19 protein-coding genes are annotated in these 20842 nt (G+C 46.3%); 2 read left to right on the top strand and 17 right to left on the bottom strand.

What is annotated here, in order from left to right; genetic code table 11:
* Positions 1–43 precede the first annotated feature (43 nt).
* From ftsZ to mraZ, 15 genes are all read right to left on the bottom strand, one after another.
* The gene (gene ftsZ, locus H8B19_RS05410) at positions 44–1204 is read right to left on the bottom strand and encodes a cell division protein FtsZ (RefSeq protein WP_186505777.1); all 1161 of its coding nucleotides are present in this window, start codon (positions 1202–1204) and stop codon (positions 44–46) included.
* Between the two features lie 100 nt (positions 1205–1304).
* Complete coding sequence (gene ftsA, locus H8B19_RS05405; RefSeq protein ID WP_186505776.1) at positions 1305–2534, bottom strand: cell division protein FtsA; 1230 nt, start codon at positions 2532–2534, stop codon at positions 1305–1307.
* A gap of 4 nt (positions 2535–2538) precedes the next feature.
* Positions 2539–3282: a cell division protein FtsQ/DivIB gene (locus H8B19_RS05400; protein WP_338401495.1), complete on the bottom strand. Its 744-nt coding sequence runs from the start codon at positions 3280–3282 to the stop codon at positions 2539–2541.
* A gap of 9 nt (positions 3283–3291) precedes the next feature.
* Positions 3292–4227: a D-alanine--D-alanine ligase gene (locus H8B19_RS05395; RefSeq protein WP_186505775.1), complete on the bottom strand. Its 936-nt coding sequence runs from the start codon at positions 4225–4227 to the stop codon at positions 3292–3294.
* On the bottom strand, positions 4224–5675 hold the full coding sequence (murC, locus tag H8B19_RS05390; protein WP_186505774.1) for a UDP-N-acetylmuramate--L-alanine ligase: 1452 nt from the start codon (positions 5673–5675) through the stop codon (positions 4224–4226). Before murC ends, H8B19_RS05395 begins: the two co-directional genes overlap by 4 nt.
* On the bottom strand, positions 5668–6738 hold the full coding sequence (murG, locus tag H8B19_RS05385; RefSeq protein ID WP_186505773.1) for an undecaprenyldiphospho-muramoylpentapeptide beta-N-acetylglucosaminyltransferase: 1071 nt from the start codon (positions 6736–6738) through the stop codon (positions 5668–5670). Before murG ends, murC begins: the two co-directional genes overlap by 8 nt.
* Positions 6731–7966, bottom strand: a complete 1236-nt coding sequence (gene ftsW, locus H8B19_RS05380) for a cell division protein FtsW (protein WP_186505772.1) — start codon at positions 7964–7966, stop codon at positions 6731–6733. The genes murG and ftsW overlap by 8 nt, the downstream gene beginning before the upstream one ends.
* Complete coding sequence (gene murD, locus H8B19_RS05375) at positions 7966–9267, bottom strand: UDP-N-acetylmuramoyl-L-alanine--D-glutamate ligase (RefSeq protein ID WP_186505771.1); 1302 nt, start codon at positions 9265–9267, stop codon at positions 7966–7968. Before murD ends, ftsW begins: the two co-directional genes overlap by 1 nt.
* A 9-nt stretch (positions 9268–9276) precedes the next feature.
* A complete protein-coding gene (mraY, locus tag H8B19_RS05370) occupies positions 9277–10359 on the bottom strand; it encodes a phospho-N-acetylmuramoyl-pentapeptide-transferase (RefSeq protein WP_186505770.1) in 1083 nt (360 codons plus the stop codon).
* Positions 10353–11753, bottom strand: coding sequence for a UDP-N-acetylmuramoyl-tripeptide--D-alanyl-D-alanine ligase (locus H8B19_RS05365; protein ID WP_186505769.1), 1401 nt, complete (start codon positions 11751–11753; stop codon positions 10353–10355). The genes mraY and H8B19_RS05365 overlap by 7 nt, the downstream gene beginning before the upstream one ends.
* Positions 11750–13240 carry a UDP-N-acetylmuramoyl-L-alanyl-D-glutamate--2,6-diaminopimelate ligase gene (murE, locus tag H8B19_RS05360; RefSeq protein ID WP_241737487.1) on the bottom strand — a complete coding sequence of 497 codons (1491 nt, stop codon included), beginning with the start codon at positions 13238–13240 and terminating at the stop codon, positions 11750–11752. Before murE ends, H8B19_RS05365 begins: the two co-directional genes overlap by 4 nt.
* Complete coding sequence (locus H8B19_RS05355; protein WP_186505767.1) at positions 13230–14978, bottom strand: penicillin-binding transpeptidase domain-containing protein; 1749 nt, start codon at positions 14976–14978, stop codon at positions 13230–13232. Before H8B19_RS05355 ends, murE begins: the two co-directional genes overlap by 11 nt.
* Positions 14975–15295 (bottom strand): cell division protein FtsL, encoded by a 321-nt coding sequence (ftsL, locus tag H8B19_RS05350; protein ID WP_186505766.1) that lies wholly within the window; start codon positions 15293–15295, stop codon positions 14975–14977. The genes H8B19_RS05355 and ftsL overlap by 4 nt, the downstream gene beginning before the upstream one ends.
* Positions 15292–16230, bottom strand: coding sequence for a 16S rRNA (cytosine(1402)-N(4))-methyltransferase RsmH (gene rsmH, locus H8B19_RS05345; RefSeq protein WP_186505765.1), 939 nt, complete (start codon positions 16228–16230; stop codon positions 15292–15294). The genes ftsL and rsmH overlap by 4 nt, the downstream gene beginning before the upstream one ends.
* Positions 16231–16689, bottom strand: coding sequence for a division/cell wall cluster transcriptional repressor MraZ (mraZ, locus tag H8B19_RS05340; protein WP_186505764.1), 459 nt, complete (start codon positions 16687–16689; stop codon positions 16231–16233).
* Positions 16690–17070: 381 nt separating this feature from the next.
* Here mraZ and trhA point away from each other — a divergent pair, with 381 nt between their 5' ends.
* Both trhA and H8B19_RS05330 read left to right on the top strand, forming a co-directional pair.
* Entirely contained in the window at positions 17071–17709 is a 639-nt protein-coding gene (gene trhA / locus H8B19_RS05335) for a PAQR family membrane homeostasis protein TrhA (protein WP_186505763.1), read from the top strand.
* A 63-nt stretch (positions 17710–17772) separates the two neighbouring features.
* Positions 17773–17943, top strand: a complete 171-nt coding sequence (locus H8B19_RS05330) for a hypothetical protein (RefSeq protein WP_186505762.1) — start codon at positions 17773–17775, stop codon at positions 17941–17943.
* A gap of 75 nt (positions 17944–18018) precedes the next feature.
* On the opposite strand, the gene H8B19_RS05325 is transcribed toward H8B19_RS05330, so the two are convergent.
* Positions 18019–19020, bottom strand: a complete 1002-nt coding sequence (locus H8B19_RS05325) for an isoaspartyl peptidase/L-asparaginase family protein (RefSeq protein WP_186505761.1) — start codon at positions 19018–19020, stop codon at positions 18019–18021.
* Positions 19021–19032: 12 nt separating this feature from the next.
* On the bottom strand, positions 19033–20499 hold the full coding sequence (locus H8B19_RS05320; protein ID WP_186505760.1) for a M20 family peptidase: 1467 nt from the start codon (positions 20497–20499) through the stop codon (positions 19033–19035).
* Positions 20500–20842 lie beyond the last annotated feature (343 nt).

Here is a 20842-nt window from a genome sequence, read left to right as displayed (position 1 = left end):
TAGTGGTTTATGACCAAAGTGTCAAAATATTTCCACTAAATGCCTAGTCTGCCTGCTTACGTAAAAACGCTGGAATATCCAGATAATCGTCTTTTTCGTATTCGTCGCTTTCTTCACTTGGGTTGAGTTTCGTCGCCGTGTTGCCCGCACTTGAAGAAGCATAAGAATCATTAATGTTCATCTGACGATAACCAGTATCTTCACGACGTGGCTGTTTATTACTGACCAGAGAAATATCCGGCTTACGCTCTGCGCCAATACCCGTTGCTACTACTGTGACACGTAACTCGTCCTGCAGTTCCATATCAATAACGGTACCCACAACCACAGTAGCATTTTCAGATGCAAACGCTTTAACCGCATTACCCACGGTTTCAAATTCATCAATACTAAAATCAGGACCACAGGTAATGTTAACCAAAATACCGCGAGCGCCTGACAAATCGATGTCTTCCAGCAAAGGACTCGCGATGGCCATTTCTGCAGCTTCTTCTGCACGATCTGCACCTTTAGCGCTGCCGCTCCCCATCATTGCAGTGCCCATTTCTGACATCACAGTTTTCACGTCGGCGAAGTCCACGTTAATTAGACCCGGACGAGTAATAAGCTCCGCAATACCCTGAACCGCACCACGTAATACGTCATTCGCCGCACTAAAAGCTTCCAGTAATGGGGTACCTTTTGGCATCACTTTCAGCAGTTTTTCGTTAGGGATGGTGATTAACGAGTCAACATTTTTGGCCAGCTCTTCACTGCCTTCTTCTGCAAAACCGATACGTTTTTTGCCTTCAAAAGCAAATGGCTTGGTGATAACTGCAACCGTCAGGATACCTAATTCACGCGCAATTTTTGCCACTTCTGGCGCTGCACCGGTTCCGGTACCGCCCCCCATTCCAGCGGTGATAAAGACCATATCAGCACCTGCCAACGTCTGGCGAATAGTGTCGTTGTCTTCGATTGCTGCACTGCGACCAATTTCAGGATTGGCCCCCGCACCTAAACCTTTGGTAACACTCGAACCGATTTGAATGGTGACATCGGCAGATGACTTGCGTAACACCTGCGCATCTGTGTTGACTGCAATAAACTCAACACCTTCAATGCTTTGTTCAACCATGTGTTCGATTGCGTTTCCACCACCGCCACCGACACCTATTACTTTAATAACAGCTTCTTCGCTGTGACTATCCATAAGTTCAAACATAATTCTCTCTCCGATTTTTTGGGCGTTGTACGGCATCAACTGCACCGTAATTTTTTACTTCTAATGAATGTACGTACCTATTTTTCCCTGGTGCGCACACTTAAAACTCACCTTTAAAAAAGCTTTGTAAACGATGCCACAAGCTTTCTGTGGATTTCTCTTTAGATGATTGCTTAGAGACTAAATCCATCTTGCCATACTGCAACAAACCAACCGCAGTCGCATAGGTGGGATCCTCAACATATTCCGACAGGCCTTTAACCCCCATCGGAGATCCCGTGCGAACTGGCATCTGGAAAATTTCTTCAGCAAATTCCACAGCACCTTCCATTTTGGCGGTGCCACCGGTTAATACCACACCAGCTGCAATCTGCTCTTCCAAACCACTGGCTTTGATTTCTTCCAGTACCAGTTCAAACAATTCCTGATAACGCGGCTCAATCACCTCGGCCAGCGTATGACGAGACATGGCACGTGCAGGGCGTCCACCCACACTGGGCACTTCAATGCTTTCATCCATGCGCACCAAATCTTTTAATGCACAGGCGTAATTAATTTTAATTTCTTCCGCGTGACTAATTGGCGTACGGAATATTTTAGCGATATCACTGGTGATCTGATTTCCGGCGACCGGGATAACCGCGGTATGGCGAATCGCTCCCTCGGCATAAATTACGATATCGATGGTTCCGCCACCGATATCCACTACACACACTCCTAACTCTTTTTCATCATCGGTTAACACCGCGTAGCTTGACGCCAGAGCGGAGAAAATCAGCTGATCACCATGTAAACCACAGCGCTCAACACACTTAACCAGATTTTTAGCCATGTCGTCAGCACAGGTCACAATATGAACTTCGGCTTCCATTCGCACACCAGACATACCGACTGGATTCTTAATCTTTTCCTGCACGTCAATCGTAAAGTCCTGCGGTAAGACGTGTAATAAGCGACGCTCTGCTGCAATAGGTACCGAACGGGCCGCATGGATAACATTGTCCACATCGTCCTGGGTTACTTCTTTATTATTGATTGGCACCATGCCATTTTCGTTCTGGCATTGCACATGACGGCCAGATACCGATAAAAATACTGATGACACTTTACAGTCCGCCATCAGTTCCATTTCATCTACGGCGCGCTGCACAGATTGAACTACCAGATTCAAATCATTAACACCGCCTTTATCCATGCCTCGGGAAGGATGACTACCCACGCCAACAATACTGACACCACCGTCAGTCAGCATTTCGCCAACCACAGCTTTTACACGGCTAGTGCCAATATCCAATCCAACCACCAGGTTGCGATCCGCTACCTTCGACATAGTGTTAACTCTCACTTTTTTGTTTCCAACCCACTGCTAATCCAGTGTCATATCGCAAATCAACATAATCGACCGCTCTATCGCTTTTCACCAGCATCGGATATACATCCACAAAACGCTGCACTCTGTCGATAAATTCTTCGCGGCCAATATTTAGCTTAATGCCGTTACTGAGTTTAATTTGCCAGGCAAAACGCTCACTCAGCTGTAATTCTTCAATTTTCAACTGGCTGTTATCCAACAGCTGCTGCATGGCCCGATAGCCCTGCAACGCAGTTTGTTCACTACCACCCGGTCCAAATAACTGAGGCAGTTGATCTTGTTCCTCATTCATTTGACCATTAAATAAATTACCTTGTTGATTGAGCAAACTATCCGAATTCCAGTGCGCTACCGGCACTTGCTCAATCAAATATACTTTTAAGGTACTCGGCCACTCTTTGCGCACCGAGGCTTTGTGCACCCATGGCATAGCTTCCACAGCCGCCAGCGCTTTATTCACATCCAGTTCAAAAAAACTACCGGGCTGCGCCTTACGTACCGTTCTGGCCACGTCCTCATCTTTAATAAAATGACGTTGACCGGCTATCATAATCTTTTGCACCGGCAAACGCTGTTCATCCTTTAACCAGTCGTTTAAGCGCGCGGTAGCCCAGATAATGCTAAGCACCACAGTGATAAAAAATGCCACACCAAACCAGAACCCTGGTCTGAGTAAAATGGCTTTTTTTTCACCGGTTATTTTCACCTTCCAGTCCTATTTATTCAGGCCGGCGCCAGATAACACTTTTTCGACCAAATCAGCAAAGCTGTAACCTGCTTGTTTGGCTGCCATTGGCACTAAGCTTTTAGCCGTCATGCCCGGCACTGTATTCACTTCCAGCAAATACAACTGACCCGCGCTATCACACATAAAATCCACACGTCCCCAACTACCAGCACCTACCGCCTTAAACGCACGTTCTGCATAGTCAGCCAGTTGCGTTTCCAGCTCATCACTGGCGCCACTGGGACAAAAATATTGCGTACTGTCAGCCTGATACTTGGCTTCGTAGTCATAAAAATCACGGGGAGTAGACATGCGAATAGAAGGAAGCGCTTTACCGTCAAGAATACTGACCGTAAATTCACTACCTTCAATATATTGCTCGAGCAGTACATTATTATCGTATTTAAATGCGTGCTGTACCGCGCCGAGCAATTGTGCAGATTTTGTCACCTTGGTCATACCGATACTGGAACCTTCCAGCGCCGGTTTCACCATGATTGCGCCCCCAAACTCCTGCATTATAACCTCGCAGGATCCCGCATCAAAGCAGCTTTTTTCCACAATTTTATAATTTGCAGTAGGTAGCCCAACACTACTAAATATTTGTTTTGTACGAATTTTATCCATCGACAGGGCTGAACCTAACACGCCACTACCGGTATAGGGGATTTGTAACTGCTCAAGTAATCCTTGCAGGCTGCCGTCTTCACCGCCGCGACCATGTAACATGATCAAAACATTATCAAACTTCTCTGCCACCAGTTCACTTACAGAACGTACAGCTGGATCAAATTTATACGCATCAACGCCACGTGACAGTAGTGCATCCAACACTGCCTGTCCTGAGCGCAGGCTCACCTCACGTTCGGCAGAATGGCCGCCAAACATCACGGCAACTTTTCCGTAATGATTTACCGTGCTCATGCACTAGCCCCTTTTAATGCTTCAATATCCAGTTGAGTTTTTTGCAGCACTTTGGCGAGTCCACCAATATTGCCTGCACCTTGAGTGAGTACAATATCACCATCCTGTAATTGCTCAGCCAGTATGGCGGGTAACTCATCTTTGTTAGCAATATAAATCGGTTCAATTTGCCCACGCTGGCGAATGGAACGACACAAAGATTTACTGTCTGCCCCGTCAATCGGTACTTCTCCGGCACTGTACACTTCGAGCAATAACAACACATCAACCTGAGACAGAACTTTGACAAAGTCTTCGTATAAATCGCGGGTTCGGGTAAAGCGGTGTGGCTGGTAAGCCATCACTAAACGACGATCCGGCCAGTTATTGCGTGCCACCGCTATTGTTGCGGCAACCTCGGTGGGGTGATGCCCATAATCATCCACCAAAATCGCTTTACCGTTACCGGTTTCAAATTCACCCAGCATTTCGAAGCGGCGGCCTATGCCACCAAATGAAGCCAGTGCAGCTACGATGGCGTCATCATCGATACCTTCATCAGTTGCTACGGCGATAGCAGCAAGAGAATTTAAGACATTATGATGACCCGGCAAATTAATGGTCAGGGTCAATGGTTGTTTGCCAGAGCGCAACACGGTAAAAGTACTGCGGTTAAAACCATGTTGAATATCAATTGCGCGTACATCATTGTGCTCACCAACGCCGTAAGTCAGGCATTTGCGTCCAATACGCGGCAGCAATTCGCACACGACTGGATCATCACCACACATCACCGCCAATCCGTAAAACGGTAAGTTATGCAGGAATTCAATATAGGTATCCTGCATACGCTGGAAGTCACCTTCATAGGTGCCCATATGATCGGGTTCAATGTTAGTGACCACCGAAACCATGGGCTGCAAGTGCAGGAATGACGCATCACTTTCGTCAGCTTCAGCAATCAAATAGCGGCTGTTACCCAAGCGTGCGTTAGTGCCTGCACTATTTAGCAGTCCGCCAATCACAAAAGTGGGGTCGCATTCGGCTTCAGCAAAGATGGTTGCCAGTAAACTGGTGGTGGTCGTTTTTCCGTGGGTGCCTGCCACTGCAATGCCATGACGAAAACGCATCAGTTCTGCCAGCATTTCAGCGCGGCGAATAACAGGAATACGGGCTTCAATTGCCGCCATAATTTCAGGGTTGGTTTTGTCCACGGCACTCGAGACAACAACCACATGCACGTTTTCTACGTTGCTGGCCTGATGCGAGAAAAACACAGTGGCACCAAGCCCGGTTAACCGTTCAGTCATCGCGCCGGACTGAATATCAGAACCAGAGATATTGTAACCTTCATTCAGTAATACCTCGGCAATACCACCCATGCCGGCGCCACCTATACCGATAAAATGAATATTTTTAATGCGGCGCATTTCCGGCACCGTGTAAGTTGTTGGGCTGGTTTTACTCATTTACTGCTACCACCTTGGCTAATTCTTTACATACATCGGCAACATCTTTGGTTGCCTGCGGACGCGCCACACTTGTCGCCGCTTGTCCCATACGGGTTAACTGTTGTCTTTCGACACTAAGTTGATTAACTTGTTCGGCCAAATCAAACGCCAGTGAATGACTCTGTTTTACAATTCTGGCAGCACCACAACGCACTAAGGCCTGCGCATTTTTGGTTTGATGATCATCCACGGCATACGGCAGCGGTACAAATATCGCCGCTTTGCCTGCCATCGCGATTTCCGATACTGTCAGCGCACCGGCACGGCAAATAATTAAGTCTGCCCATTGATAAGCACCAGCCATATCATCGATAAAATCGCTAACTTTAACCTGAGCATCGCTTATATAGGTTTTACGTACCTGTTGCTCCCGCCCTGCACCACACTGATGCCAAATACTTACTGGCTGGTTTAATGCGTTTAGCATCTGTGGCATGGCTTCATTTAAAGCCTGAGCACCCAAACTGCCGCCAACCACCAGAATATTGATGCCCTCATGAGAGGATTCGGTTTGTTGAACCTGAATATCCGAACGCAGCGGATTACCCACCCAACTCACTTTTTGTGATGGAGGAAAAGTATCATCAAAACCGGTTAAGACTTTTTTCGCCAGCGGTGCAAGCAACTTATTGGTAAAACCGGCCACAGCATTTTGCTCGTGCAAAATTAACGGTATACCTTTTAAAAATGCCGCAATGCCACCAGGTCCACTGGCAAACCCGCCCATGCCCAGTACCACGTCGGGCTTAACCTTTCGCATAACACTAAGTGCCTGAAATAAAGCTTTGCTCAAGGTCAGCGGCGCCATTAACCAGCCTTTAATGCCGTTACCTCTTAGTCCCGCAACGTCAATGAAGCTGATGTCATAACCCGCTTTTGGCACAATTTGCGCTTCCATTCGCTGTGAGGTTCCAAGCCAATGGATTGACCAACCTTGCGATTTCAAATAATCAGCCACTGCGATACCCGGGAATACATGCCCGCCGGTACCACCTGCCATGACTAACAAACATTTAGTCATCTGCATTCTCCTTCTCCGCAGAAGGAGCGGCCTGGCTGATGCGCTTACGTTTTCCACTAACCACCTGCACATCGGCCATACGCAACTCAAAGTCAATGCGCATTAAGACAGCTAAGGCCATGGCCATAATGATCAAACTTGAACCACCGTAACTTACAAAAGGTAACGTTAAGCCTTTAGTTGGCAGAATGCCTGCACTGGCCCCAATATTGACCGCGGTCTGGAAACTAAACCAAATGCCGATAGCATATGCCAGATAAGCATCAAAGGGGCGTTCTTTATCTAACGCTTTGTTACCCAGCCTGAGCGCTTTTAATACCAGCATCAGCATTAAAATTAATACGCAGGCTACACCGGCAAAACCTAATTCTTCAGCCAGAATCGCCATAATAAAGTCGGTATGGGCTTCCGGCAGATATTCCAGTTTTTGCAAACTGTTACCTAATCCCTGCCCAAAAATATCACCACGACCATAGGCCATTAACGATTGAGTTAACTGATAACCACTACCAAAAGGATCAGCCCACGGATCCATAAAAGACGTCACCCGCGCCATTCGATAAGGCGAAGTAATAATCAGGGTTACCACTGCAATTGCACCCGTTAGCATCAGCGCAAAAAACTGCCATAAACGCGCGCCGGCCAAAAACAATAAACCTATGGTGGTCGCCAGCATAACCACAACTGTACCCAAATCAGGTTGCATCAGTAATAACAGCGCTAAAACGAAGAACACAATCAGTGGTTTGATAAAGCCTTTAATGTTCTCGGTGACTTCCTCATAACGTCGTACTAAGTAACCGGCCAGATAAGCAAAGAAAAACAACTTGGCAGGCTCAGACGCCTGAATGGTAATAGGTCCCAACGCTAACCAGCGGGTACTGCCGTTGACATTTTTTCCGATGATTAATACAGCAATCAGCAAAAATATTGCGGCCAACAACAACCAGCTGTTCCCCCACTGCCACAACTTCATCGGGACTTGCAGCGTGACAAAAAATGCGATTAATGCGACACAAATATAAATTGAATGACGAATAGCGAAATAAAAAGGATTATCGTACAAACGCGCGGCAGCCGGCATAGAAGCAGATGTCACCACAATCAAACCGATACTTAGCAGCGCTAATGCAATCACTAAAATTGACGCATCATAAGGGCGCTGATCAATCTCACCATGGCGGGAATTGAACAGTTCACGTAAATGACCAGACATTGCAGCAACCATTACAATGCCTCCACAGCCAGTGCAAAACGCTGGCCGCGTTCGGCGTAGTTTTTAAACATATCCAAACTGGCACAGGCTGGCGATAACAACACCATGTCACCCGGTTGAATATCTTTTGCCGCTAACTGCACCGCTTGTTCTAAGCTGCTTACAGGCTCAGGATTAGCATAACAGGCTGCAATTTTATCGCCATCACGACCTAAAGTAATTAAGCGATCAACTGAGCTAAATACTGATTTAAGCGGCGTGAAATCAGCACCTTTACCATCACCACCCGCAATTAAAATCAGTCTGGCCGCTACCTGGGGTCGTAAACCTTCAATCGCAGCAATGGTCGCGCCCACATTGGTCGCTTTAGAATCGTTAATCCACTGCGCGCCAAATTTATCGCTAACGCGCTCACAACGATGAGGTAAACCGTTAAAATCGGTACAAGCGGCTTGCAGTGCAAAATGCTCAGCCCCCGTGCAGCTGGCAAGGGCAGCAGCAGCCTGAATATTTAATACATTGTGCATCCCGGCCAGACTGGCTTTTTGCATTTCCAACCAGGGTTTACCCTCTAACAAAATGGTATTGGTTGCCTGGTCGAAACCAAATCCGGTTTTGCTGGCACTTAAGCCAAAGCTCAGTGAGTTCTCAGCCTGTGCACAATCGGTAGCAGGATCATCGCGGTTAACAATGCAATGCTGGCTTAAGTTATAAATGCTGCGCTTGGTATCGCGATAATCGTCAAAACCAGCATAACGATCCATATGATCGTCACTCACGTTTAATACGGTTGCTGCCAGTTTTTGCAGGCTATAAGTCGTTTCTAACTGGAAGCTGGATAATTCAAGTACGATGCAATCGGCCGGTTTACCCAGTAAATCCAGCACCGGCACACCAATATTACCGCCGGTTAATACGCGTTTACCGGCTTTTTCCAGCATATGCGCGACTAACATGGTAACAGTCGATTTACCGTTGGAACCGGTAATGGCTAGAACCGGCACATGATTAAACTGAGCAAAGATTTCAACATCACCTAAAACCGGTACACCCGCATTTTTAGCAGCGGCAATGGCAGGTGTTGACAATGCAACCCCCGGACTCAACACTATCATGTCAGCTTGCGTGAGTAGCCCGGCATCTAATTCTCCGGTTCTCACCACCACACCGGCAGGCACCACTGCCTGATATCCGGCACGAGTGTCGAAGGCAGATACATTAGCGTGGTGCGCTTTTAAAAACGCAATTGCCGACAGACCTGTTTGACCCAGTCCAATCACAGCAATGTTTTTACCCGCTAACTGCATCGACATTTAATTTCGTTACCTTAGTTTCAACGTAGCCAGGCCAATCAGCACCAGCATCAGTGAGATGATCCAAAAACGCACTATCACGCGCGGCTCTGGCCAGCCTTTTAATTCATAGTGATGATGGATTGGCGCCATGCGGAAAATACGCTGACCACGCAGTTTGTATGAGCCAACCTGCAATATCACCGACACCGCTTCCATCACAAACACGCCGCCCATGATGAACAGCACCAATTCCTGACGTACCAAAATGGCGATAATGCCCAGCGCGCCGCCTAAGGCCAATGAGCCAACATCGCCCATAAACACCATCGCCGGATAAGTGTTGAACCATAAAAATCCCAGACCCGCACCAACTATCGCGGTGCACACAATTACCAGCTCACTGGCAAGCGGCAGGTAGGGAATATTCAGGTAAGCTGAGAAATTAATGTTGCCGGTAACATAGGCAAAAATGGCAAAGGCACCGGCGACTAAAATGGTCGGCACGATAGCCAGACCATCCAGACCATCCGTAAGGTTTACTGCGTTACTGGTACCCACTAACACAAAATAGCTCAGTAGCATGTACATAATACCCAGCTGCGGCATCACTTCTTTAAAGAATGGCACTAATAAAGCGGTTTCGGCGGGCAACTCACGCTGCGAATATAGAAACCATGCCACCAAAATCGCCACTGCAGACAACCAGAAATATTTCCAGCGGGCTATTAAGCCTTTAGCATCTTTGCGGATCACTTTGCGATAGTCGTCAACAAAACCAATAATGCCATAGCTAATAATCACGAAAAGCGTGGTCAGCACATAACGGTTGCTCAAATTTGCCCACAATAAGGTGCTGATAACAATCGCCGCCAGAATTAACACACCGCCCATAGTCGGTGTACCCGACTTGGATAAATGTGATTCAGGTCCGTCATCTCTTACCGTCTGACCAATTTGCAGGCGTTGCAGCCAGCGGATCATCAGCGGCCCCATAAAAATGGCCATGCCCAGCGCTGTCAACGTACTTAAAATGGCACGTAAAGTCAGATAAGAAAAAACGTTAAAGCCAGGATCAAACTGCTGTAACCAACTGGCTAACCAAATCAGCATGCAATAGACTCCTGGCGGTGCTCAAGCTTTCCCACAGAGGATACCTCGATTGCTTCCACTACCCTTTCCATGCGGGCACTACGTGAACCTTTAACCAATATGCTGATGTCCTTATATTCAGCTGCAACTTGTTGTTCAAGGTGAGCGACTAACTCTTCAACAGAACTAAAATGCTGACCGTTACCATTAAATACGATACTGGCATGCTGACTTAATACCCCCAAAGTAAACAGGTTATCTAACCCAGCTTGTTTGGCATATTCGCCGACCTGTTCATGATAAAAACGCGCTTTATCGCCCAGTTCCCCCATGTCGCCCAAAATCAGAATTCGGCGACCTGTATAATTGGCTAACAAATCGATCGCCGCTTTAACCGACGACACATTGGCGTTGTAGGTATCGTCGATTAGACGTACCTGATTGGTCAGGGTTCTCACATTAAGACGCCCCTTAACCTGAATCATATTTTCCAGCCCAAGTTGTACATCTTCTAACGTAGCCCCCACGGCCATCGATAATGCAGCAGCGGTCAGTGCGTTAGTGACATTATGTATGCCTGGTGTAACCAGATTAACAAAGGCCGTACCCTGCGGCGTTTGCATTTCAAAGCTGGCACAACCATCAGCCTGCATTTGAATATTGCGTGCCGAATAATCAAACCCGGCTTGCATAGAAAAACGCTGAACATGTTTTAGGTGATTGAGCTTGCCTGCCCAAAAATCATGAAACTGGCTGTCGGCATTTAAAATCGCCACACCGTTTTCACCTAAACCATTAAATATTTCACTCTTGGCACGGGCAACACCCAATAAACTGCCAAACCCCTGCAAGTGTGCAGCTGCAGCATTAAGCACAGTTGCGACATCGGGTTTGACCAGTTCGGTGGTATAGGCAATTTCGCCTATATGATTAGCGCCCAGCTCGATCACTGCGTATTTGTGTTTTTTCTTTAAACGCAGCAAGGTCAACGGTACGCCAATATCGTTATTGAAGTTACCGCTTGTGGCCAACACTTTGCCCTTACGTGACAAAATAGAAGCCACCATTTCTTTTACTGTGGTTTTACCGCTACTACCAGTAATGGCGATGGTTTTAGGTGCCACTTTGGCTTTTACTGCTGCACCTAACCGCCCCAGTGCAACACGGGTATCTTTTACCTGAATACAGGGCAAACTGGTCTCTACCGGCTCTGACACCACTAATGCTGATGCACCATTTTGCTCAGCCACATCAACAAAACGATGGCCATTAAAATTTGGTCCGGTCAGTGCAATAAACAAGTCTCCGGCTTCAATGGTACGGGTGTCAGTGCTGACGCCCTTTATCGTTTTATCTTCACCACAGAGCTTGCCTTGCAATTGATCAGCCACCCAGCTGAGCGAAACTGAAATCATTGCTCCATCCCCTCTAATAATTGTTGTATGTAGTGTCTTTCGTTATACGGCAATCTTTGGTTACCTATGATTTGATAATCTTCATGGCCTTTACCTGCCACTAAAATAAGATCTTGTTCGCTGGCTTTACTTAACATATTGCGGATAGCTGTTGCGCGATCCAACTCAACCTCAATTAAGTCAGGACGTTGGCAACCGGCTAAAATATCCTGTGCGATCTGTTCAGGTGATTCGGAACGGCTGTTATCATTGGTTACCAGAACTTTGTCAGCGAAACGCTCGGCAATATCGCCCATTTGTGGACGTTTGCCTTTGTCACGGTCACCACCACAGCCAAACATACACCACAACTGGCCATTGCAATGGTGACGCAGTGAAACCAGGGCTTGTTCCAGGGCGTCGGACGTATGGGCGTAATCAACCACTAACGCAGCTTTTCCTTTGGCTTTAAATATTTCCATTCGGCCAGCAATAGGTGTCAGTTGAGATGCAATCGCCGCAATATCGTGCAAACTTGTCCCCAAGCATAACTGTGCAGTGATAGCCGCAAGTAAATTCTGCACATTGAAGTTACCCAATAAGGCTGTTTCAATAGTGGCTTGCCCCCAGCTGGAATCTATTTCAATCAGAGTGCCGTGAGGTAAATACTCCACACTGCTGGCAATGCAATAAGGTAAATCGGGATAGTGGACTAATTCAAAGCCATACATCACCGCCTGAACAGTCGACGGACAGTCCTGCAACCAAAGTTCAGCCTGCATATCCTGTTGGTTGATCACGGCAAAACGCAGCCCTTGCTGATTTAGCAATGAACGCTTAGCCGCGCCGTAATTAGCCATGGTGCCGTGATAATCGAGGTGATCACGTGTAAGATTAGTGAAAATTGCCACATCGGTTTTAAGCGCAGCTAAACGCTTTTGTACCAATGCATGAGATGAGGCTTCCAGCGCAACGGTTTTGGCACCCTGCAAACGCATTTCTTCCAGTACTTTATGAATACTAATGGGATCAGGCGTGGTGTTGATATTGGGTATCAACTGGTTGATTAATCCAGTACCTAATGTGCCCAAAGTACCGGCTTTATGTCCGGTTAACTGGCTAATTTGCGCACAAAGCTGGGCAGTGGAGGTTTTGCCATTGGTGCCGGTAACCGCAATCACGTCCAGTTTTGTTGCCGGATAGTCGTAATACAAAGCACTTAACGCGTTCAGTTGCTGATTTAATTGATAAAAATCAACGATGACCGTGTGTTCACGCATACTTATCTGACCGTGTTCATGCACATTTTCCGTTTCAGACAACACCACACGAGCCCCAAGACTAACGGCTTGCGGAATAAAATCACGCCCATCAAGATCATGACCAATTACCGCAGTAAACACGCTATTGGGTTTGACTTTGCGGCTGTCTAATACCAGTTCACCAATTTCGATTAATGGCGCTTCGATACCAAAGGGCTTAAGCAATGTCATTAAATTAACCGGCATTAGATATCTCCCCATGGTAAGCAACAAGGGAAGAAACCGGTTTGTCATCCGGTGCAATATTCAACATTTGCAAAGTGCCGGACATTATCTTTGAAAACACGGGGGCAGCAGTTAAACCGCCGTAATACAAGTCTCCACCGGGCTCATCGATTAACACAACAACGGCAACCTGCGGATTTGAAACCGGTGCAATACCAGCAAAAAAGTTTACGTATTCTTCACCATAACCACCGGCAATGGCTTTACGGCTGGTACCGGTTTTACCGGCAACTCGATAACCGTTTACCTGCGCTTTTGGTGCAGTACCATCATCATCCAGTACATGTTCCATCATGGCAGTCACCGCACGCGCGGATTTTTCGGTTAATACCCGCTCACCTGCCGGGATATCCCCCTTGATAATGCTTAACGGACGTTTGATACCGCCACTACCAATAATGCTGTACATACGTGCGATTTGCACCGGCGTCACTGTGAGGTTATATCCGAAAGATAGTGTGGCCAGTTCATGTTCCGACCAGCGACTGCGATCATGGAAAATACCGCTGCTTTCACCAATTAAATTGGTGCCGGTATCACCTACCAGTCCCATTTCGTAATACATGTCGATGAGGTAGTTTTTAGGCACAGATAAGGCTAACTTGGATGTGCCCATATTACTGGAATGCTTAATAATACCTTCCAGCGTTAGCTTGCCATAATTGTGTCCGTCTTTAACAATGGCACCACCTAAACGCATCCAGCCGGGATTGGTATCAATCACAGTATCCAAATCTGCACTACCAAACTCCAGCGCACTCAAAACCGCAACAGGTTTAACCACAGAGCCTGGCTCATAGGCATCGGTAATCGCACGGTTGCGAATACGGTGAGCTGTGACTCCACGGCGATTATTGGGATTAAACGAGGGACCATTAACCATCGCTAAAATTTCACCGGTATTCACATCAACTACCACGGCAGAGGCGGCGGCCGCATCATATTGCTGAATAGCGGTTTTAATTTCGCGGTAAGCCAGCGCCTGAATACGCTGGTCGATAGTCAGTTGTAAATCTTTGGAGCGTTCGCCCTGATGTTCAGCCAGTATTTCAACCTGACGACCTTTACCGTCACGGCGAATACGACGGGTATCGGGTGTACCATTTAAGCGTTCCTCAAACAAACGCTCAATGCCTTCGATACCCACATCGTCAATGTTAGTAAAACCGATCAGCTGTGCAGACACTTCACCGGTTGGATAATAACGACGAGACTCACGACGTAAATACACCCCGGGAATATCCAGTTTATCCACGTATTCAGCCATGGCTGGTGTTACCTGGCGCTGAATGTAAACAAACCGACGGTCTTTGTCGGCTACGTTATGCATAATTTTATCAGCGTCTTCACCGAGCACTTCGGCCAAAGCGTGCCATCGTCGCACATCGTCGAGTGCATGTTTTTCCAGTATAATTTTAGGGTCAGCCCATACTGCCTGCACCGGAACACTCACCGCCAGTTCCTCGCCGTTGCGGTCAGTTATCATACCGCGATGCACCGCACTGGTTCGGGTACGTAAGGTACGATTATCACCTTGTTCAATTAACTGATCCGGTGCAATTACCTGAATAAAAGCAGCGCGCGCAGCCAATCCAACAAACACCAGAATCACCACCGACATCACCACCATAAAACGCCAGTGCAGAAAACGTGGCTGGATATTGCCTTTGGCCTGTTTTGTATTCACTCGTGAATTCATCTGACCCTCACCACAATTTCTTTGTCCGGGTCAGGACGTTGCATATCGAGCTTTTTGCTAACAATGGTTTCAATGCGATTGTGTTCGGTCAGTACTGACTGTTCCAGAATCAGGTGACGCCACTCCACATCCAGCTGGTCACGTTCCTGCATCAAAGACTCGAGTACAATCGCCAGTTGACGATTATGGTGAGTACTTAACACTACGCCAGCCGCACTTAATATAACCAGTACAAATAACAAAATTCGGAATGGATGATGTAGGAGATCCATGCCGATTAAAGAGGCTAAATTAATGCGTTTGGCGGATTTACTCATAGCTTCTCCGCAATACGTAAAACCGAGGAACGGGAACGCGGATTAACGTCGATTTCCTGCTGGCTGGGCTTAATTGCTTTACCAATAAGTTTCATGGCTTTACCGGCATCTATCTGACTGTCGGTAACAGGCAAACCCGCAGGAAATTGCGTACCACGGCTTTGTTCACGCATAAAGCGTTTTACCATGCGATCTTCCAGCGAATGGAAGCTGATAACCGCTAAACGGCCACCAGAACAAAGAGCAGCCAATGCCCCCTTGAGGCCATCGCGCACTTCGTCCAGTTCACTGTTGATATAAATACGAATACCCTGAAATGCGCGGGTTGCGGGATGTTTATATTTATCCTTTACCGGAACAGCTTCATCAATTAATGCGGCGAGCTGATGAGTAGTGGTAAGAGGGTGTTCATCACGGCTGTTAACAATGGCATGAGCAATGCGCTTGCCAAATTTCTCTTCACCGAATTCTTTAATCACCTGAGCAATATCCTGCTCATCGGCATGTTGTAACCATTCAGCGGCACTCACACCACGCGTGGTATCCATGCGCATATCTAACGGCCCATCACGCAAAAAACTGAAACCACGTGATGCATCGTCCAGCTGTGGTGATGATACGCCGAGATCCATTAAAATCCCGTCTATTTGCCCTTGAATTCCATGATTGTGGGTAAGGGATTCAAGAGCCGAAAATGGACTGTGGAACAGAGTAAAGCGAGGGTCTTGTTGTTCCAGCTGACGCCCGGTAGCTATCGCTTGTGGATCGCGATCGATGGCGTATAAACGCCCCTTTGAATTGAGTTTGTTGAGAATGGCACGCGAATGTCCTCCCCGACCAAATGTCGCGTCAAGGTAGGTGCCGTCTGCCCTGATATTAAGAGCCTCTAACGACTCTTCTAATAGCACCGATTGGTGGGCAAATTCGCCGCTCATTTAATATGAAAAATCCTGCAATCGTTCACTGGGTTCGTAATCCGCCATTTGCTCTTTTAGCTTGTCTTCTGCAATTTGTTTCTCCCACGCTTCGGTCGACCAGATCTCAAATTTATTCATCTGACCTACCAGCATCACTTGTTTATCGAGAGTAGCGTGTTGTCGTAACGGAGCGGATAACAGAAAACGGCCATTTTTGTCCATTTCACCTTCGGTGGCATAACCCAACAGTAAACGCTGTAAACGACGTTCATCCGGATTCATGCTGGACAGGCGGCTCAGTTTAATTTCTATTTCTTCCCATTCGGGGAGTGGGTAAAGCAGTAGACAAGGTTGTTTGATGTCGATGGTGCATACCAATTGTCCCTGACAATCATCCAGCAGTGTCTGACGATACCGGGTTGGGATCGTTAACCGTCCTTTCACATCCAGATTGATCGCGTTAGCGCTGCGGAACATTGCCCTCGCCTTTTGAAATTATTTGATCCACTTTCTACCACTTTTACCCACAATTCACAGTTTAGGTACCACCGGGATACCCTGTCAAGGGAAAAAAGCCGTAAAAGCGGATAAGTTCTCGAATAATTTACAACACTGTTGGGCAGCTTTATTTTTCCTCTCCCACCTTTTATACATCCCTTATTTGGCGAGGGATTGAGCGATTTCAATCATATCAAACTTAACTGATTTTTACGATGTAATGTCAAGACAGGACCTGGAGAATTGAGCAACTTTGTCAGGCATTTCAATGACCTGTGGAATTCGCGATCTTTTAGTGTACACTTGTACGCTGAATTACTAATATATACTCTGATTAATCAATATTAATGGTTTAGCTTTATGAATAAATCAGTGATTGCGCGCTCTTATTCTGTTCTGGAAGAGTGGCTCAACAGCTTAAGTCATGGCATAGGTTTGGTAATTGCCATAGTTGGACTGGTCTATTTACTAATAAATGCAGACTCAGCCAAAGCAGTAACAGCGTCGGCAATTTATGGCGCCTCATTAATTCTGATGTTTTTAGCCTCGACGCTTTACCACGCAATCCAATCAGATAAAGCTAAATCCTGGTTAAAGCTGGTTGATCACAGTGCTATTTATTTATTGATAGCGGGCACCAATACGCCCTTCTTATTGCTCAGTATTGGCGGCTGGCTCGGCATTACAGCTACTGTCATTATTTGGTCACTAGCCATTGCAGGTGTTGCATTTAAGTGGATCGCCAAACATCGCTTTCCCAAATTGTCAGTACTAACATATCTGGTGATGGGCTGGTTTGCGATATTGCTGATTTATCCGCTATATCAGGCATTACCCGGCGCAGGTATGTGGTTGCTGGTGTTGGGTGGATTATGCTTTAGCATTGGTGTTATCTTCTACATTGCCAAGCGTTATAAATATACACATGCCATTTGGCATGTTTTTGTTTTGGCAGGATGTAGTTGCCATTACTTCGCCATTTTTTATTACGTGATATAAACAAGTGTTGGGCTATTTTTTCGATTTAACACTTTATTTAACTGGTACTAAAAAGGAGAAAATATGAAACGGGTCACCCAATGTAAACCCGCCGTTGCCGGATGGTTATTCATGATAAGTGCAACCTTTATTACCGCTAGTGCTACCTTAATCAATCAACCACTGATGTACGTAGCGTCTGCTGTTTTGGCTTTGACCGGCCTGACATTTATTAAAAAATCCGCATCGCGTTAATCACCGCATCTATCAGTGAATAAAGGCGCGAATTTTTCGCGCCTTTTTGTTTGCCCGATAACCTAATCTTTGCCGTTATTCGTCATTAAAGATTTTTACCGTGACCTTGCCATCGGTATCAACACTGGCGCGGTACATACCTGGCGTATTAAAAGGTGTCGCAATATTGCCTTTGCTATCCATAATTATCACACCACCATCCCCGCCAACTTGTTTTAGCTCTTTATTGAGTACCTCATCCCCGGCATCAACAATATTTTTGCCCTGATATTTCACTCGCGCGCATATGTCAGCAGCGACATGATATCGAATAAAGTACTCGCCATGGCCCGTTGCGCTAACCGCACAACTTCCGTTATCCGCATAAGTACCCGCACCAATAATGGGTGAATCACCAATTCGCCCCCAACGTTTGGCCGTCATGCCTCCTGTTGATGTACCAGCCGCCAGATTTCCCTCTTTATCTAATGCCACCGCACCCACTGTGCCAAATTTATAGTCTGTCATGGCCTGGGTAAATTGCATGGCGTGGTCTTCACTGATTAATGCTTGTTTCACTTTATCCAGCGCTTTACGACGACGTTCAGTATCAAAGTAACTGTTATCGACCATTTCCAGCCCTTGATTTTCGGCAAACTGCTCTGCGCCTTTGCCACTTAACATCACATGTACTGATTTATCCATCACAGTGCGGGCTGCTTCGATTGGGCTTTTGATTCGACTAACACCCGCTACCGCACCGGCATTGTGGGTTTTTCCGTCCATGATCGATGCATCTAACTCATGCACTGCATCCCAGGTATAAACAGCCCCACGCCCCGCATTGAATAATGGCGAGTCTTCCATATTTTGGATCGCGGCAATCACCGCATCGACACTGGCGCCACCGTTTTTTAAAACGGCATAACCCTTTTTAACGGATTCTTCGAGTTTGCTACGGATCTCCCGCTCTTTTTCAGGCGTTAACTTTGATTTTAAAATTGTGCCGGCTCCACCATGGATAACCATGGCGATATCGCCAGCCATAACCGGTAAAGTGGAAAAACCAAATAACAGCGCGAGCGTTTTAATTTTCATTCTGACCTCTTTTTATTGTGGTTGTACGGTTTGCTCAATTAATGCGTAATAAAACTGTATCGCCTGCATATAGTCGTCAATGGGTATCTGCTCATCAATGCCATGAAAACGTTTGATCGTGTCCTGATTGAGCCTGACCATTAAAAAACGGTAAACATTGTCACTAAGTGCATAAAAATACTTTGAATCTGTGCCACCTTGCACTAAATAAGGTGCAACCAAAATACTATCATCCAAACGGCGGATTGTTTTTTCAATCAACTTAAATCCTAAGCTATTGGTCGAACTCACTTTCGACGCTTCATTGCCCATAAATGATGATATTTCTACCCTGGGATCATCGATAGCATTTCGAATATGCTGCTCAACAGAGGCAATAGTATCGCCGGGCATAATACGGAAATTCACTACCGCGGTAGCCAATGACGGTAGTACGTTCGATTTACTACTGCCTTGCAACATAGTAGGTGCTATCGTGGTATGAATACTGGCAGCTGTACTGGGATTCGCTAACAGGGCCTTTTCAACGATCGGCGAAAATAACCATAAATTAGCCATAGGTAATCGGCTGCTAAGTGGTGTGTAATAACCGACATAATCAAATGTTTGCCGGATAAAATTCAAATCACTGGCGAAGGGGCTGTTTTGTACCTGTACAATCGCCTGACTTAATATGCTCACCGCTGTAGGGTTAGGTGGCTGTGATGAATGCCCGCCTTCGCTTTTAACGCTTAAACGAAAATTAACAAACCCTTTTTCGGCAATGCCTACCATAGCAACCGGTTGGGCAACACCTTTCATCAACCCCTTAGTCACCGCACCACCTTCATCCAGTACATATTCGAACTGGATATTTTGTTGTTTCAAGTGCTCAGCTATAGCTTTAGCACCTTGCTTACCGCCTACTTCTTCATCATGACCAAAAGCCAGATATAAACTACGTTTAAATGTTTTGCCTTGCTCAAGTAATTTTTCGGTAGCTTCAAGTACTGCCATAACAGTGACTTTATCGTCAATCGCACCACGTCCCCAAATCGCATTACCGGCAATCGCACCGCTGAATGGGGGATGCTGCCACTGATTTAAGGTTTGCTCATCGGCAGGCACCACATCCATATGCCCCATCAGCAAAGCAGGTTTTAATGTTGCATCACTGCCTTTTAGTTCAAATAGCAGAGAATAGTCGTTAACTTTTGTAACAGTAGCCTTTTGGTGCACTAACGGGAATGTCTGCTGCAAATATTGATGCAAGGCTAAAAATTGCGAGTAATCGACCTGCTCGGGACTGTCATAAGAAATAGTAGGAATTTTGATTACATCAGACAGATGTTTAACTACCTCCCCGCGCTCAATCGGCACCGGTGATAATGCTGCCGAAACCTGAAACTGCTTGTTGTTAAAATAAAAAGCCGTTCTGAAAACAAGCACAGTAATAGCCGCGAATAACAATAAAGCAATCCATATTAAAACCTTTTTCATCTGAGCTCCCTGATAATTAAAAAGCGTAATAATTCAATCCAAACACCGTCACTGGAATGTGCTGATCATCAGCTTATCTTTGGCAAACAGTTCGCATTAAATTCACACCACAATCATTAGTATTATCTTCTGCGTAGTAGTGACCTCATCCTACTATTTGTTTACTTATATTGACCAGAGCGTGTTGATCTTTGCTGTATGAATTTTGTTCTAACTAAACACTTTTTAATCGCGACGCTTATTTGCAGGCCTAATGGATTAAGTCAAAAATAAGCAACATTATGGCGTAGGGAACGCCATAAAACAGCTTTAGCTGGCCGCGAAGCGGTGAAAGACAGGAGTC

Source organism: Neptunicella marina, from assembly GCF_014270035.1.
Classification (GTDB): Bacteria; Pseudomonadota; Gammaproteobacteria; order Enterobacterales; family Alteromonadaceae; genus Neptunicella; species Neptunicella marina.
The sequence above is the reverse complement of the archived record's forward strand: the minus strand, read 5'-3'. Positions and strand labels throughout refer to the sequence as shown.

What these genes read in the sequence shown, in the direction of transcription:
- H8B19_RS05320 (WP_186505760.1), bottom strand. Translation starts at nt 20,499, where the DNA reads ATGAAAAAGGTTTTAATATGGATTGCTTTATTGTTATTCGCGGCTATT.
- H8B19_RS05325 (WP_186505761.1), bottom strand. Translation starts at nt 19,020, where the DNA reads ATGAAAATTAAAACGCTCGCGCTGTTATTTGGTTTTTCCACTTTACCG.
- mraY (WP_186505770.1), bottom strand. Translation starts at nt 10,359, where the DNA reads ATGCTGATTTGGTTAGCCAGTTGGTTACAGCAGTTTGATCCTGGCTTT.
- trhA (WP_186505763.1), top strand. Translation starts at nt 17,071, where the DNA reads ATGAATAAATCAGTGATTGCGCGCTCTTATTCTGTTCTGGAAGAGTGG.
- murD (WP_186505771.1), bottom strand. Translation starts at nt 9,267, where the DNA reads ATGTCGATGCAGTTAGCGGGTAAAAACATTGCTGTGATTGGACTGGGT.
- H8B19_RS05365 (WP_186505769.1), bottom strand. Translation starts at nt 11,753, where the DNA reads ATGATTTCAGTTTCGCTCAGCTGGGTGGCTGATCAATTGCAAGGCAAG.
- murC (WP_186505774.1), bottom strand. Translation starts at nt 5,675, where the DNA reads ATGAGTAAAACCAGCCCAACAACTTACACGGTGCCGGAAATGCGCCGC.
- murG (WP_186505773.1), bottom strand. Translation starts at nt 6,738, where the DNA reads ATGACTAAATGTTTGTTAGTCATGGCAGGTGGTACCGGCGGGCATGTA.
- mraZ (WP_186505764.1), bottom strand. Translation starts at nt 16,689, where the DNA reads ATGTTCCGCAGCGCTAACGCGATCAATCTGGATGTGAAAGGACGGTTA.
- rsmH (WP_186505765.1), bottom strand. Translation starts at nt 16,230, where the DNA reads ATGAGCGGCGAATTTGCCCACCAATCGGTGCTATTAGAAGAGTCGTTA.
- ftsL (WP_186505766.1), bottom strand. Translation starts at nt 15,295, where the DNA reads ATGAGTAAATCCGCCAAACGCATTAATTTAGCCTCTTTAATCGGCATG.
- H8B19_RS05330 (WP_186505762.1), top strand. Translation starts at nt 17,773, where the DNA reads ATGAAACGGGTCACCCAATGTAAACCCGCCGTTGCCGGATGGTTATTC.
- ftsA (WP_186505776.1), bottom strand. Translation starts at nt 2,534, where the DNA reads ATGTCGAAGGTAGCGGATCGCAACCTGGTGGTTGGATTGGATATTGGC.
- H8B19_RS05355 (WP_186505767.1), bottom strand. Translation starts at nt 14,978, where the DNA reads ATGAATTCACGAGTGAATACAAAACAGGCCAAAGGCAATATCCAGCCA.
- murE (WP_241737487.1), bottom strand. Translation starts at nt 13,240, where the DNA reads ATGCCGGTTAATTTAATGACATTGCTTAAGCCCTTTGGTATCGAAGCG.
- ftsW (WP_186505772.1), bottom strand. Translation starts at nt 7,966, where the DNA reads ATGGTTGCTGCAATGTCTGGTCATTTACGTGAACTGTTCAATTCCCGC.
- H8B19_RS05395 (WP_186505775.1), bottom strand. Translation starts at nt 4,227, where the DNA reads ATGAGCACGGTAAATCATTACGGAAAAGTTGCCGTGATGTTTGGCGGC.
- ftsZ (WP_186505777.1), bottom strand. Translation starts at nt 1,204, where the DNA reads ATGTTTGAACTTATGGATAGTCACAGCGAAGAAGCTGTTATTAAAGTA.